This window comes from Pseudarthrobacter sp. 01T43 (assembly GCF_056398665.1).
Window position 1 is genome coordinate 42,029 of record NZ_JBFTPV010000003.1, and the last position, 14,358, is coordinate 56,386.

10 protein-coding genes are annotated in these 14,358 nt (G+C 66.7%); 7 read left to right on the forward strand and 3 right to left on the reverse strand.

The window, feature by feature from the left end; genetic code table 11:
• Nucleotides 1-117: 117 nt before the first annotated feature.
• Entirely contained in the window at nt 118-1,530 is a 1,413-nt protein-coding gene (locus AC1DIM_RS03705) for an MFS transporter (protein WP_477709142.1), read from the reverse strand.
• Between the two features lie 268 nt (nt 1,531-1,798).
• On the opposite strand from AC1DIM_RS03705, the gene AC1DIM_RS03710 reads away from it, so the two are divergent.
• The 4 genes from AC1DIM_RS03710 to AC1DIM_RS03725 all read left to right on the forward strand — a co-directional run bounded on the left by AC1DIM_RS03710 (nt 1,799) and on the right by AC1DIM_RS03725 (nt 7,807).
• Complete coding sequence (locus tag AC1DIM_RS03710) at nt 1,799-3,199, forward strand: MFS transporter (RefSeq protein WP_477709143.1); 1,401 nt, start codon at nt 1,799-1,801, stop codon at nt 3,197-3,199.
• A 1-nt stretch (nt 3,200) separates the two neighbouring features.
• Complete coding sequence (locus tag AC1DIM_RS03715) at nt 3,201-5,444, forward strand: molybdopterin oxidoreductase family protein (RefSeq protein ID WP_477709144.1); 2,244 nt, start codon at nt 3,201-3,203, stop codon at nt 5,442-5,444.
• The gene (locus AC1DIM_RS03720) at nt 5,441-7,003 is read left to right on the forward strand and encodes an FAD-dependent oxidoreductase (RefSeq protein WP_477709145.1); all 1,563 of its coding nucleotides are present in this window, start codon (nt 5,441-5,443) and stop codon (nt 7,001-7,003) included. The genes AC1DIM_RS03715 and AC1DIM_RS03720 overlap by 4 nt, the downstream gene beginning before the upstream one ends.
• Nucleotides 7,004-7,105: 102 nt before the next feature.
• Nucleotides 7,106-7,807, forward strand: coding sequence for a hypothetical protein (locus tag AC1DIM_RS03725; RefSeq protein WP_477709146.1), 702 nt, complete (start codon nt 7,106-7,108; stop codon nt 7,805-7,807).
• 6 nt (nt 7,808-7,813) lie between these two features.
• On the opposite strand, the gene AC1DIM_RS03730 is transcribed toward AC1DIM_RS03725, so the two are convergent.
• A complete protein-coding gene (locus tag AC1DIM_RS03730; RefSeq protein ID WP_477709147.1) occupies nt 7,814-8,365 on the reverse strand; it encodes a flavodoxin domain-containing protein in 552 nt (183 codons plus the stop codon).
• A gap of 179 nt (nt 8,366-8,544) precedes the next feature.
• On the opposite strand from AC1DIM_RS03730, the gene AC1DIM_RS03735 reads away from it, so the two are divergent.
• On the forward strand, nt 8,545-10,002 hold the full coding sequence (locus AC1DIM_RS03735; RefSeq protein ID WP_477709148.1) for an aldehyde dehydrogenase family protein: 1,458 nt from the start codon (nt 8,545-8,547) through the stop codon (nt 10,000-10,002).
• A 30-nt stretch (nt 10,003-10,032) separates the two neighbouring features.
• Here AC1DIM_RS03735 and AC1DIM_RS03740 read toward each other — a convergent pair whose 3' ends face one another.
• Nucleotides 10,033-11,451 carry an NAD(P)H-quinone dehydrogenase gene (locus tag AC1DIM_RS03740; RefSeq protein WP_477709149.1) on the reverse strand — a complete coding sequence of 473 codons (1,419 nt, stop codon included), beginning with the start codon at nt 11,449-11,451 and terminating at the stop codon, nt 10,033-10,035.
• Nucleotides 11,452-11,568: 117 nt separating this feature from the next.
• Between AC1DIM_RS03740 and AC1DIM_RS03745 the strand changes: the two genes are divergently transcribed.
• Both AC1DIM_RS03745 and AC1DIM_RS03750 read left to right on the forward strand, forming a co-directional pair.
• Nucleotides 11,569-12,387, forward strand: a complete 819-nt coding sequence (locus tag AC1DIM_RS03745; RefSeq protein WP_477709150.1) for a purine-nucleoside phosphorylase — start codon at nt 11,569-11,571, stop codon at nt 12,385-12,387.
• Between the two features lie 143 nt (nt 12,388-12,530).
• A complete protein-coding gene (locus AC1DIM_RS03750; protein ID WP_477709151.1) occupies nt 12,531-14,327 on the forward strand; it encodes a phospho-sugar mutase in 1,797 nt (598 codons plus the stop codon).
• The last annotated feature ends 31 nt before the right edge of the window (nt 14,328-14,358 follow it).

Here is a 14,358-nt window from a genome sequence, read left to right on the forward strand (position 1 = left end):
CCTGCCCGGCCGTGCGGCACCCGGACACAGCAATGCCCGGCGTGTTCCCGGGAATATCGGGGAACACGCCGGGCAGTTCTGTCAGCAACCGGGCGTCAAGGAACGATCGCCGGAGGGTCAGGCTACGTTGTTCTCGTAGTCCAGATCGCGGGTTTCCTTGCTCACGAACAGTGCGAACAGGGTCAGGACCGACATAACGGTGAGGTAGACGCCCACCAGCACAGGGCTGCCCTTCGCCATTTCCCAGAGCCAGACGGCGACGAACGGTGCCACCGCTGCGCCCAGGATGCTGGAGAAGTTGTAGGCGATGGCCGAACCTGTGTACCGGACGTTGGTGGGGAAGAGCTCGGGCAGGATTGCACCCATGGGCCCGAAGGTCAGTCCCATCAGCGAGAAGCCGATGATCAGCAGTGCCATGGTGCCCGCGAAACCGCCGCTGAAGAGCGGGACCCACAGCAGGCCGAACACAAAGATTCCGGCGGTCACGGCCAGGAGCATTTTGCGGCGGCCGTACTTCTCGGCGAGCGGTCCGGATACCAGGGTGAAGATACCGAAGAACACAACGCCGGCAATAAGCATCCAGAGGAAGTCGTTGCGGGTAAAGCCCAGCCCGGGAACGAACGCAGCGGCTGCGGTTTCGGTCATTGGCTTTCCGGCCTTCTCTGCAGCCGCCTTGGCCGCATCCAGGCTGGAGGCGCGGGTGCCGTAGGTCAGCGTGAACGTGGTCATCAGGTAGAAGAGCACGTACGTGGCGAGCATGATGAACGTGCCCAGGATCAGCTGGCGCCAGCTGGTCTTGAAGACGCGGGCCAGGGGCAGCTTGGCCACCTCTTTGGACTCGAGAACCTTGGTGAAGGCAGGCGTCTCGATCAGCTTGAGACGAACATAGAGCCCGATGATGACCATCACGGCGCTCACCAGGAACGGCACACGCCAGCCCCAGGCCATGAAGGCGGCCGGTGTCAAAGCGTAGCTGAAGACCAGGAAGAGCACGTTGGCGATGATGAAGCCGATGGGCGCGCCGAGCTGCGGGAACGTCCCGTAGACGGCGCGCTTGTTGGCAGGGGCGTTTTCGGTGGCCAGCAGGGCCGCGCCGCTCCATTCGCCGCCGAGGGCCAGGCCCTGGGCGAAGCGCATCACCACGAGGAGGGCCGGAGCCCAGAACTCCCAGCCCGGAACAAGTGCCGTCGGCAGGCAGCCGATCAGGAACGTCGCAATGCCCATGGTCAGCAGCGAGGCCACCAGGGTTCCCTTGCGGCCGAATTTGTCACCGAAGTGGCCAAAGACGATGGACCCCAGCGGGCGGGCAACGAATGCCACGCCGAACACAGCGAAAGAGCTCAGCAGCTGCGTGGTCTCGTTCTGGTTGGGGAAGAACAGCGCCGGGAAGACCAACACAGCGGCGGTCGCGTACACGTAGAAGTCGTAGAACTCCACGGTGGTGCCGATCAGGCTGGCCACGATCACGCGCCCGCGCGAGTTCACGGCCTTGGGCGAACCTGGTTCCGCGGTGGTTTGTTTGGATGACATGTGAACACTTTCATGAGAACCGGCCTGGCGTGGTGCGGCCAGGCTTGCAGTAGTTAGAGTTCAATATTAGTTCCCGCCGTCCAGTCAATGGACAAGAGTTCCAACATATGGACCTGTGGGCTTCGTCTCACTTCGTGGCCGTCACGTCGCCTCACACCTCTTTTCGGGCACTGATAGGCAAATGTCACAGGGCGTTAACACACCGCGACCGTCCGCGAAACGCGCCGTCTTTAACGTGGAGGAACAACATCCCCCAAGGAGGCACGCCGTGACTGCTGACCGCACCACAGATATTCGCTCCACCCGAACCGCAGCCGCCCCGGCCCTGGAATTCCTCCCCGGCCGCTGGATCGCCAACTGGGACGCCGAGAACAAGGAGCAGTGGGAAGCCGCCGGCCGCACCATCGCCCGGCGCAATCTGAACTGGTCCATCTTCGCCGAGTTCCTCGGTTTCGTGGTCTGGCAGCTCTGGTCCATCGTGGTGGTCCAGCTGCCCGCAGCCGGTTTCACCTTCACCACGTCGGAAATCTTCTGGCTGATCTCGATGCCGAGCCTGGTGGGCGCCACGCTCCGGATCCCCTATACCTTTATGGTTCCCCGCTTCGGCGGACGGAACTGGACCATCGTGTCCGCCCTGCTGCTCCTGATCCCCGCCATCGGCCTGGGACTCTGTGTTTCCAACCCCGAAACCCCGTTCGGCGTGATGCTCCTGGTGGCAGCCCTGGCCGGCTTCGGCGGTGGCAACTTCGCCAGCTCCATGGCCAACATCACCTTCTTCTACCCGGCCCGCGAAAAGGGCTGGGCGCTGGGCCTGAACGCCGCCGGCGGCAACATGGGTGCCGCCGTCGCACAGCTCGCCGTGCCGGTTGTCATTACCCTGCTGGCCGCAGGCACCGTGAACCTGCCGATGGCAGGCTGGATGTGGGTTCCGTTCATCCTCCTGGCCGCTTACGGCGCCTTTAAGTACATGAACAACCTCACCAGCGCCAAGGGTGACGTGGCCGGTTCGGTCGCTGCGCTGAAGGAACCGCACCTGTGGGTTATGGCGCTGCTGTACATCGGCACGTTCGGTTCGTTCATCGGCTTCGCCGGTGTCTTCCCGAAGCTCATCAAGGACTACTTCCCGGCGTTCTCCTCCATCGGCGTCGGCACCGTAGCTCTTTCGCTGGCGTTCCTCGGCCCGCTGGTCGGTTCCCTGGCCCGCCCCTACGGCGGCCGGATGGCTGACCGGATGGGCGGCGCCCGGATGACCGTGGCAGCCTTCGCCTCGATGGCAGCGATCACCCTGACCATGATCTGGACCCTGCCGCTGAAGAGCTTCTGGCTCTTCCTGGTCCTGTTCCTGATGCTCTTCACCGCCAGCGGCTTCGGAAACGGCGCAACCTACCGCATGATCCCGGTCATCTTCGCCACCTCCAGCCGGGCTGCCCGGAACGGTGCCGACTCCGTGGCCACCCAGCGGCTCGCCTCCTCCGCCCTCGGCCTCATCTCGGCCATCGGCGCCTACGGCGGCTTCGTGATCCCGCAGGTGCTGAACGCCTCGAACACCGCCAGCGGCTCGTACACCCCGGCGTTCTACGGTTTCGTCGGAGCGTATGTCCTGATGCTGGCGGTCTGCTGGTTCTGCTACATCCGCAACGCCAACCGAAACGCGATGGGACACGTCTAACATGACCAAAAGCGCCGCCACGCACTGCCCCTACTGCGCCCTGCAGTGCGCCATGACGCTGACGTCTCCAGCGGGACTGGCCCCGGCTTCCGAGCCGGGGCCGGCGCCCGTGCCCGCCAAAACCGCCGTGCCGGCCACCTTCGAAGCCCCGCTCCCCGAAGCGCTCCTCGACGTCCAAGGACGCGACTTTCCCACCAACCGCGGCGGCCTGTGCCGGAAGGGCTGGACCTCGGCTACCCTCCTGAACCACCCGGGACGCGTTACGGAACCTCTCCTGAAGGGTGCCGACGGCATCCACCGGCCCATCGGCTGGGACCAGGCCCTGGCCCTGGTCGCCACCGCCGTCAGGGACACGCAGGCACGCTACGGGGCGGACGCTGTCGGCGTGTTCGGCGGTGGCGGCCTCACCAATGAAAAGGCCTACATGCTGGGGAAGTTCGCCCGGCTGGCCCTCGGCACCTCCCGCATCGACTACAACGGCCGGTTCTGCATGTCCTCCGCAGCGGCCGCCGGCATGCGGGCCTTCGGCGTTGACCGCGGCCTGCCATTCCCGCTCACGGACCTGGACACCGCCAGCACCATCCTGATGTTGGGCTCCAACGTTGCCGAAACCATGCCGCCGTTTGTCCAGCACCTCAAAGGTGCCCGCGACGCCGGCGGCCTCATCGTCGTAGATCCCCGCCGCTCAGCCACGGCAAACTTCACGGCCGACGGCGGCGGCCTCCACTTGCAGCCCCTGCCGGGCACCGACCTCAGCCTCCTGCTGGGGCTCTCGCACGTGATCATCCACGAGGGCCTGGCAGCCGAAGACTTCATCGCCGCACGCACCACCGGTTACGACGCCGTGGCCCGCAGCGTCAGCGCCTTCTGGCCCGAACGCGTCCAGTCCATCACCGGCGTCCCGGCGGAACTCATCCGCGACACCGCGCGCAGGCTTGCCGACGGCGCCCGCAAGGGCGGCAGCTACATCCTCACCGGCCGCGGCGTGGAACAGCATGTGGACGGCACCGACACCGCCACCGCCGCGATCAACCTCAGCCTGCTCCTCGGCCTGCCCGGCTCACGCCGCAGCGGCTACGGCACCCTCACCGGCCAGGGCAACGGCCAGGGCGGCCGCGAGCACGGACAGAAGGCCGACCAGCTCCCCGGCTACCGCAAAATCACCGACCCCGCCGCCCGCGCCCACATGGCCGGCGTCTGGGGCGTCCCGGAATCGCTGATTCCCGGCCCCGGTCTCCCCGCCGTCCAGCTGCTGAAGTCGTTGGGACAGCCCGACGGCGTCCGGTGCCTTTTGGTGCATGCGTCCAATATTGCGGTGGCCTCCCCCGACGCGAACGCGGTCATCGCCGGGCTCCGCAGCCTGGACTTCCTGGTGGTCTGCGACTTCTTTATGTCCGAGACCGCCGCCGAGGCCGACCTCATCCTGCCCGTACTGCAGTGGGCCGAAGAGGAAGGCACCCTGACCAACCTTGAGGGACGTGTCCTGCGCCGCCGCCGGGCCATCCAGCCTCCCGCCGGTGCCCGCAGCGAGCTATGGATCATGGCCCGGCTGGCGGAGGCCCTCGACGCCCCCTCGACGTACAGCGAGGACCCGGAAACGGTGTTCGAAGAGCTGCGCCTCGCCTCCGCCGGCGGACTGGCCGACTACTCGGGCATCAACTACGCCATGCTGGACCGCGGCGAAGCCGCGTATTGGCCGTACCCGGCAGGCAGCACCGGTACGCCGCGGCTCTTCCTGGACACCTTTGCGCACCCCGACGGCAAGGCGGTCATGACCCCGGTGACGCCCCGCCGCCGTCGTACGCCGGCCGCTAATCCGGACCCGGCCGCCCAGACCATGACCCTCATTACCGGCCGCCTCCTGGAGCATTATCAGTCCGGGGCCCAGACCCGGCGGGTGTCCGAACTTCTGGCCAGCCAGCCGGAGGCCAAAGTCCAGATCCACCCGGCGGCCGCTGCGGCGATGGGCATCACCGAGGGCACCTTCGTCTCGGTGGCCAATGAACGCGGCGAGGTGGTCTGCCGGGCGGAACTCAGCACCGCCATCCGCCCGGAGACCGTGTTCCTGCCGTTCCATTTCCCGGAACTTGAAAGCGCCAACCGCCTGACGGAAGCCGCCACCGACCCCGTCTCCGGGATGCCCGAATTCAAGTTCAACAAGGTCTGGGTCCGGGCGGCGGCACGCAGCGACCTTCAACAAAGCGGACTTCAGCACAGCGTTCTTCAAACAGCGGAGGCCTCATGAGTGAGCAGATTGTCATTGTCGGATTCGGCCCGGTGGCAGCCCGCCTGATCGATGAACTGCTGCCTGCGGTCCGCGACGGGCATGTCAGCCTGACAGTGGTGGGCGAGGAAGCGGAGGCCGCGTACAACCGGGTCCTGGTCGCCGATCTGGGCGCGGGCCGCACCACGGCGGATGCCCTGGCTCTTTCGGATGCGGCCGCCCTGATCGCCGACGGCGTGGACGTGCGGCTCGGTGTGCGGGTCCGGCGGGTGGACCGGGCCCGCCAGCAGGTGATCCTCACGGACGGTACGACGGCCCACTATGAGCGCCTCGTCTTCGCCACCGGTTCGCGTCCGGTCATCCCCAACCTCACGGGAATCAACCCGGACCCCGCCTCCCCCGTCCTCCCGGCCGGAGTCACGGCGCTGCGGGACCTGCGTGACGCTTCGGTTTTGCGCGCGGCGGTCGACGGCGGCAAGCGCGTGGTGGTGCTCGGCGGCGGTGTGCTGGGCCTCGAGACCGCCCTCGCAGCGGCCGAGGAAGGCGCCACCGTCACGGTAGTCCACAACGGCCCGCATCCCCTTGGACGCAACATCGACCGCGGCGGCGGCGCGGTCCTCGCCGCCAGCCTGCGCCGGTGCGGCGTCCGGATGGCCGGCAACGCCCGCTCCACCGGGGTGGAGCACAGCGCGCCCGACGGCGGCTTTTCGGCGTTGCTGCTCGACGACGGTTCCGCGATCGACGGCGACCTCCTGGTCCTGTCATGCGGCGTCCGGCCGCGGACCGAACTCGCCGAAGGGTGCGGCTTGTCCACCGGTACCGGCATCCTGGTGGACCACCGGCTCCGGGCCCACCACGAGCCGCACATCTTCGCCATCGGTGACTGCGCGGAAGTGCGGTGCCCGGACCATGCCTGCCATGACTGCCGCACGGCGAAGGGCCCGTCCGGGCTGGTGGGACCGGGCTGGCGGCAGGCCGAATGGCTGGCCGAATACCTGACCCTGCTGGCCACCGGCACGCAGGACGAAGCCGATTCGCTGGCGGAACTGCCCCGGGAGCAGGCTGGCGTGATTGTGCTCAAGGCCCGCGGCCTGAACATGGCAGTCGCCGGTAACAACGCGGCCGATCCATGGGACGAGGAGGTCCTGACCGCCGGGGCGGCCGGCGGCCGCCCGCGCCTGCAGATCGCCCAGTGGGCGGACCCCGAGCACGGCCGCTACGTCAAGATGACCACCCGCGGCGGAGTGCTGGAAGGCCTGGTGGCCGTGGGCATGCCGCGGACGGCCGCCGAACTGGTGGGACTGTTCGAGCGGGGTGCTGAACTGCCGGCGGACCGGTCCTTGCTGCTGCGGCTGGACGGCCCGGACCAGATGGCCTCCACCGGCCCGGCCGATCCTGCCGGCACCGTGTGCCGCTGCGCCGGAGTCAGCGGGGCCAAGATCCAGGGCGCCGTTGAAGGCGGTTGCTCCACCGTCGCCGACGTGTCCAAGGCGACCCGCGCCGGCACGGGCTGCGGCGGCTGCCACGACGACATCAAGGGGCTCATCGAAAAACACTTCCAAGCGGTGCCGGCCGCCTGAGGTGCGCTGAAGACGGGGAGGCCGGGCATGTACACGCCCAACGTGGACATGGATGCGTAACGCGAATCGGTATGCCGGCAGACGGGCGGTAGCATCGGGGCCATGAATGCCGACGAGGAAGACGACATCACCGAAGAACTGCTGGCCGACGCAGGCAAGCTGACCGGGCTGAGCCTGGAACTGCTGGGCCTCGATCCCCACCCCGATGACATGACCCCCGAACAGCGGCTCCTGTTCGACCCGGAAGAGCTGGCTGAAATGGCTGCCGTCCCCGCCGACGGTCGGCAAGAAGCTGTGAGCCGGACCCGTCTGCTGGCCGGCCTCCTCTGGAACTCGTCGGGTATTCTCCTTGACCAACTCTTCCGCGATCTCGAGGCGCTGGGCCGGCCGGATGCCGTCACTGCGTCCGGCATCGCCAAGTCCTACGTGCTGTCCTCGCTGCCGCCGCAGTTCGCGTCCAGTTACGACGCCGGGTTCACGCGGAAGTTCATTGTCGTCGCCGCCGACGTCGCTGCTTCCCTTGGCCGCGGCTGGGCAGCGCCCGGCTGCATCGCGGCCGAACTCGCCGTCCGCTGCCTGCTCGACCAGGCGGAAATCACCGAGGACATCTACGAGCTGGATCTGCCGGAGGACTGGCGGGCACAGGTTGAGGAGGTCCTGTTGGAGGATGCGGACAGCCAGGCGCTGTACACGGAGCTGGAAACAGACGGCACCAATCCCGTCGTCAACGCGAACCTGGGCTTCGAGCAGTGGTTCAAGCCCTTTGCCCCCGGAAACATGGTCCCGGCCTACGCCCGGTCCTGATCGGCCCTACACCGGGCCCTGAACGGACGGCTCAGCCAACCCTGCAAGGAAGTCCTCGGTGAAACGCTTCACGCCGTCCCATTCGGTGTAGACATAGTCGCGGGACGTGTCCAGGTCCGTGGAGCCCTTGTCCTTGGTGATCTTCTTCATAAGTTGGCGTTTGAGGAAGTTGTACTGCGTATAGAGCAGCGCGCCCGGGAAGATCCCAACATGGGCGGGATGCCAGCCGGACTGCTCCTCGAACGCGGCCACATAGCCCTCAGCGCTGTGCTCGTCTCCGTGGGCGGCGAGGCTCACGGAGATCAGGGCGGACGGAAGCCGCTCGAGTTCAGCCCGGTTCCGGCGGGCAAAGTCGAGAACAAAGTTCTCGTGCTTGCCCATGTGAACGGACGCCGCCACGATGACGGCATCCTGCCCGTCCGGGATGGTGTCGCCGGAGTGTTTGAGGTCCACGGTTTCAGCTTCGTGCCCGTTTGCCCGGATCACATCGGCAACGTACTCCACAATCTGGGCGGTCTGCCCTTCAACGCTCCCGTACGGGATGTAGATCTTGGCCATGCCCCAGTGTGTCCACGGTGCGGCATGGCGGAGTAGGGCCGAACGTCACCATCGTCTCGAAACCGTCTTCCACTCTTGACGGCCGAGGCCAGGCGGCATGTGATGTACAAAGGCCCCGGGTCCGGTTCACCGTCCACTGGCCAGTGCGGTACGACGTATCCCCCACGAAAGGACAAGACATGTCCCTGCTCGACGCTTCCCTCTGGGAGGGAAAGATCTACCTCAACGGCTGGCGTACCGGAGGTGGCGGCGCTGCCGACGCCGTCGAACCCGCTACCGGAGATACGCTGGGAACCTATGGCCTCGCCTCCGTTGACGACGTCCGCGAAGCAGCCACAACGGCCGCTGCCGCGCAGAAAGAGTGGGCCAAGCTCAACCCGGAGGACCGAGCCGCGGTGCTGCGCCGCGCCGGGATGCTCTGGGAGGAGCACGCCGCCGAAGCCCAGGACTGGATCGTCCGTGAGTCCGGCGGTATCCCTCCCAAGGCAGCCCTCGAAACCCATATCGCGGCCAACGAATGCTATGACGCCTCGGCGTTGCCTTCCCTCCCGGCGGGAGACGTGCTGACGTCAAACGAGAACCGCTGGTCCTTTGCCCGGCGTCGACCCGTGGGCGTCGTATCCGTCATAGCGCCGTTCAATTTCCCGCTGATCCTTTCCATCCGTGCGGTAGCTCCCGCCCTGGCCCTCGGCAACGCGGTGCTGCTGAAACCGGATCCGCGCACGGCGGTCTGCGGCGGGGTCACCCTGGTCCGGATCTTCGAGGAAGCCGGACTGCCGCCCGGACTCCTGGCACTGCTGCCCGGCGGAGCGGACATCGGCGCCGCCGTCGTCGAGGCACCGGAAGTCAGCACCATCGCTTTTACGGGCTCAACGGCGGCAGGGCGGAAGATCGGCGAGACAGCCGGCCGGCTGCTCAAACGTGCCCATCTGGAGCTCGGCGGTAACAATGCGCTCATTGTGCTGCCGGGTGCGGACCTGGCGAAAGCCGCTTCGGCGGCGGCCTTCGGCTCCTTCATGCACCAGGGCCAGATCTGCATGTCCGCCGGGCGCCACATCGTCCACGAGGACCTCTACGACGACTACGTCAGTGCCGTCGCGGACAAGGCCAGGAACCTACCCGTCGGAGACCCTAAGAGCGGAACGGTGGCTCTGGGCCCAATCATCGACCAAAAGCAGCTTCACCGGATCGACTCGATGGTCCAGGACGCAGTGCGGGGCGGTGCCCGCGTCGCCGCTGGCGGCACGCACGACGGCAGGTTTTACCAGCCCACTGTCCTCGCTGACCTCAACATGGCAAGCCCGGCCTGGAAAGACGAGATCTTCGGTCCCGTGGCTCCGGTGATGAAATTTTCCACCGTGGAGGAAGCCGTGGCCCTGGCCAATGGCAACGAATACGGGCTGTCAATTGGGATCCTGGGCGATGTGGGCATGGCAATGACCATCGCCGACCAGCTGGATGCGGGCAAGGTCCACATCAACGAACAGACAGTGTCCGACGAGGCGAACTCACCTTTCGGCGGGATGAAGAGCTCGGGCAACGGCTCACGGATCGGCGGGCACCACGCCAATATGGAGTCCTTCACGGAGATCCAGTGGCTCACCATGCGCCCGGACATCGCGCCGTATCCGTTCTAGGCGGAGAAGGCTTCCGGCCGCCGAGGCCGCCTACATGTGAACGTGCAGGCGCCTGGCGGCTTCCGAGATGGAGCCGCTCAGGGACGGGTACACGGTGAACGTGCTGGCGACGTCGTCCACGTGCAGTTTCTGCTTCACCGCGATGGAGATGGCGAAGATCAGCTCGGAGGCGTTCGGGCCCACCACCACACCGCCAATCACGGTGCCGGAGCCCTTGCGGGCAAAGATCTTGACGAAGCCGTCCTTGGCATTGCGCATTTTGGCGCGCGCGTTGCTCTTGAGCGACAGCTTGATGATGTCAGCCTGGTACTTGCCGGACTGGATCTCTGCCTCGGAGACACCCACGTTAGCGATCTCGGGGGAGGTGAAAATGTTGGACGCCACCTGGTGCAGCTTGATCGGCATCACAGCGTCGCCCAGGAAGTGGGCAATCGCGATCCGGCCCTGCATCGCGGCCACCGACGCCAACGCCAGGACACCGGTGCAGTCACCGGCGGCGTAGATGTTCGGCGCCGTGGTGCGGGAGACGCCGTCGACCTTGACATGGCCGCTCTCGGTGACAGCCACGCCGGCCTCTTCAAGGCCGATTCCGGCGGTGTTGGGGATGGAACCCACGCAGACCAGGCAGTGGCTGCCGGTGACCTTCGACCCGTCACCCAGGGTGACCACCACGCCGTCGTCGGTCCGCTCCACGGTTTCGGCGCGGGCCCGGGACAGGACCTGCACACCGCGGCGTTCGAACACTTCCTCCAGCACCACTGCGGCGTCGGTGTCCGAACCGGGCAGCACACGGTCGCGGCTGGAGATCAGCGTCACCTTGGAGCCAAGCCCGTTGTAGGCGGAGGCGAACTCCGCACCGGTCACACCGGACCCCACCACAATCAGTTCCTCGGGAAGCTCATCGAGGTTGTAGATCTGCGCCCAGTTCAGGATGCGTTCTCCATCGGGCCGGGCCGTAGGCAGCTCCCGCGGGTGCGCACCCACTGCGAGCAGGATGGTGTCTGCCTCCACGGTTTCCGTGCCGTCCGCTGTCAGGACCTCGATGGTGTGGCTATTCACCAGCTTGCCGGATCCGATCATGATGCGGATGTTCGGATGTTGTTGCAGCCCGGACGTGATGTCACGCGACTGCTGGCGGGCCAGGCCAAGGAGGCGGTCGTTGATGTGTTTGAGATCAGCGTGCATGACGGGCACAAAGTCGCCGCCGTCCACGTCAAACTTCACTCCCAGCTCCCCCGCCTCGCCGACGCGGGTCATCAGATCCGCCGTCGCGATCAGCGTTTTGGAAGGTACGACGTCGGTGAGCACCGCCGAACCGCCCAGTCCGGCACGTTCAATGATGGTGACCTGCGCCCCCAGGGAGGCCGCGACCATGGCGGCTTCGTATCCGCCGGGGCCACCTCCCAGGATTGCGATCCGGGGTGAGCTGAAATCTGGATGCGTAGTCACAATCAACCATTCTCTCCCCATCTCGCCGGGACACCAACAAAAAGCCCGGATCAATGGTGCACGTCACCGGCACCCGTGACACTGTGCACAAGGACGGCAGCACGATAACTTGTACCAGTGAGTAATACAGACTTCCTGACCAGTGACCCCTTCGACGCCGCCCGCTCCGCTGCTGCTTACATTGCCGAGAAGACCGGAGTGGCCAGCCACGACGTCGCGCTGGTTTTGGGGTCGGGCTGGGCCGAGGCCGCCGATCTGATCGGCGAGACCACTGCCACCCTGGCCGCGGACGAGGTTCCCGGCTTCCACGCCCCGGCCGTGGTGGGGCATGTGGGCACCATCCGCTCCGTTCTGACCACGGAAGGCAAACGCGCGCTGGTCCTGGGCGCGCGGACCCACTACTACGAAGGCAAGGGAGTCCGTGCCGTGGTCCACGGCATCCGCGCGGCGGCGGCCGCCGGCTGCAAAACCCTAGTCCTCACCAACGGCTGCGGCGGCATCAACGAAAACTGGACGCCGGGCACGCCGGTCCTCATCAAGGATCACATCAACCTCACCGGCACGTCCCCGCTTGAGGGCGCCACGTTCGTTGACCTGACAGGTCTTTACAGCTCCCGCATCCGGGACCTCGCCCGTGAGGTGGATCCTTCGCTGGATGAGGGCGTCTACGTCCAGTTCTCCGGTCCGCATTACGAAACCCCGGCCGAGGTGCAGTTTGCCAAACGGATCGGCGCGGATCTGGTGGGCATGTCCACAGCCTTGGAAGCCATCGCGGGCCGCCATGCGGGCATGGAGGTGTTCGGCATTTCCCTGGTGACCAACCTCGCCGCCGGCATCAGCACCATGCCGCTGAGCCACCAGGAAGTCCTCGAGTCGGGCCAGGAAGCCGGACCGCGCATCTCCAAACTGCTGGCCGGGATCATCGCGAAGCTTTAGGCCAACGCGGGGTCACTTAACGCTCAAATCAAGGCCTTTTTCGGGCACTATGTGACCGCGCGTTGGTTAGTCCGGACGGGTTTCCACCGTCACCGGCGAGTGTCCGGGACCGTTCCGCGGGCAATGACGATAGCGTTGACCCCATGACGTCCACCGATGCCGCCTCCTTGTTCAGCCGAGCCCGTGAATGGGCGGCCAAAGATCCGGATCCAGCCACGGCCGCCGCTCTCACAGAACTGGTGCACCAGGCGGAGGACGGCTCCGCCGCCGCCAGCCAGGAACTCGCCGACAGCTTCAGCGGCACCCTGCAGTTCGGCACCGCCGGCCTCCGCGCCGCCCTCGGACCCGGACCAAACCGGATGAATCGCGTGGTGGTGCGCCGCGCCGCCGCCGGACTCGCCGCCTTCCTGACCGACGCCGTCGGTGAAGCTGCGCCGGGAACCCGGCCGCGCGCCGTCGTCGGCTACGACGCCCGCCATAACTCGGACATCTTCGCGGAGGAGACGGCGGCCATCTTCACCGCTGCCGGGATTGACACCTTCCTGATGCCGGCCGCACTGCCCACTCCCCTGCTCGCGTTCGCCGTGCGTGCCCTCGATTGCGACGGCGGCGTGATGGTCACCGCCAGCCACAACCCGCCGCAGGACAACGGCTACAAGGTGTACCTGGGCCGCCATGCCGTGGAGGAAAGCGGCCGCGGGGCGCAGATCGTGGCGCCTTACGACGCCCGGATTGCCTCACGGATTGAGGCAGTGGGAGCGCTGGATTCCATCACCCTCGCCGCGGACGGCTGGACTGTGCTGGACCCTTCCGTGGCCGCCGACTATGAACGCGCGACGGCGGCACTCGCCGATCCTGCCCGCTTTCCCGCCCGGGATCTGCGGATTGTCCTGACTCCCATGCACGGGGTCGGCGGCGAAACGGCCGTGACAGTGTTGACGGCCGCCGGCTTTGCCGATGTCACGCTCGTGGCGGAGCAGGCCGAGCCCGATCCGGATTTCCCCACAGTGAGCTTTCCCAATCCGGAAGAGCCCGGCGCCCTGGACCTGGCACTCGAGACCGCGGCCCGCCTCAACGCGGACATTGTCCTGGCCAACGATCCCGACGCCGACCGTGCCGCGGTAGCCGCAAAGGACCCGGACACCGGCGACTGGCGCATGCTGCGCGGGGATGAGGTCGGAGCGTTGTTGGGGGCCCATATCGTGGCCCGTCTCGCGGCGGGCAGCGTTTCTGCGGACGATACCGAACCTGACGACGCCGAAACGCCCGACGGCGGTGAAACAGCGGGTGCCGGACCTGCCGGCGTGTTCGCCAATTCCATCGTGTCCTCGCGGCTGCTCTCCCGGATCGCAGCGGCAGCCGGCTACGCCCATGAAGAAACTCTGACCGGCTTCAAGTGGATTGCCCGGGTACCCGGGCTGCTGTACGGCTATGAGGAAGCCCTGGGCTATTGTGTGGCGCCGGATTTGGTCCGGGACAAGGACGGCATCTCAGCCGCGCTCCTCATTGCGGAGATGGCTGCCACAGCCAAAGCCGCCGGCAAGACCATCTTCGACACACTTGACGAGCTCTACCTCCAGTATGGCCTGCACGCCAGCGATCAGCTGAGCATCCGGGTCGCGGACCTGGGCCTGCTTGACGCCATGATGAACCGCTTGCGCGTCAGCCCGCCCGAGTCCTTCAGTTCATCCGCCGTGGAGACGTTGGTGGACCTGGCCGTGGGGAGCGAACACCTGCCGCCCACCGATGGCCTGCTGTACCTGACCCGTGACCAGACCCGGGTGATTATCCGTCCCAGCGGCACCGAGCCGAAGCTCAAGTGCTACCTGGAAGTCCTCCGCCCGGTTGAGTCGGCGGCCGAACTTCCGGAGGCCCGGCAGGCCGCCCGGCTCGCCCTGGACGCCGTGATCGGCGATGTCCGCGAGGCCCTCGGACTCTGACGCTACAGGGGCCGGCAGCTCAAGCGCGTGC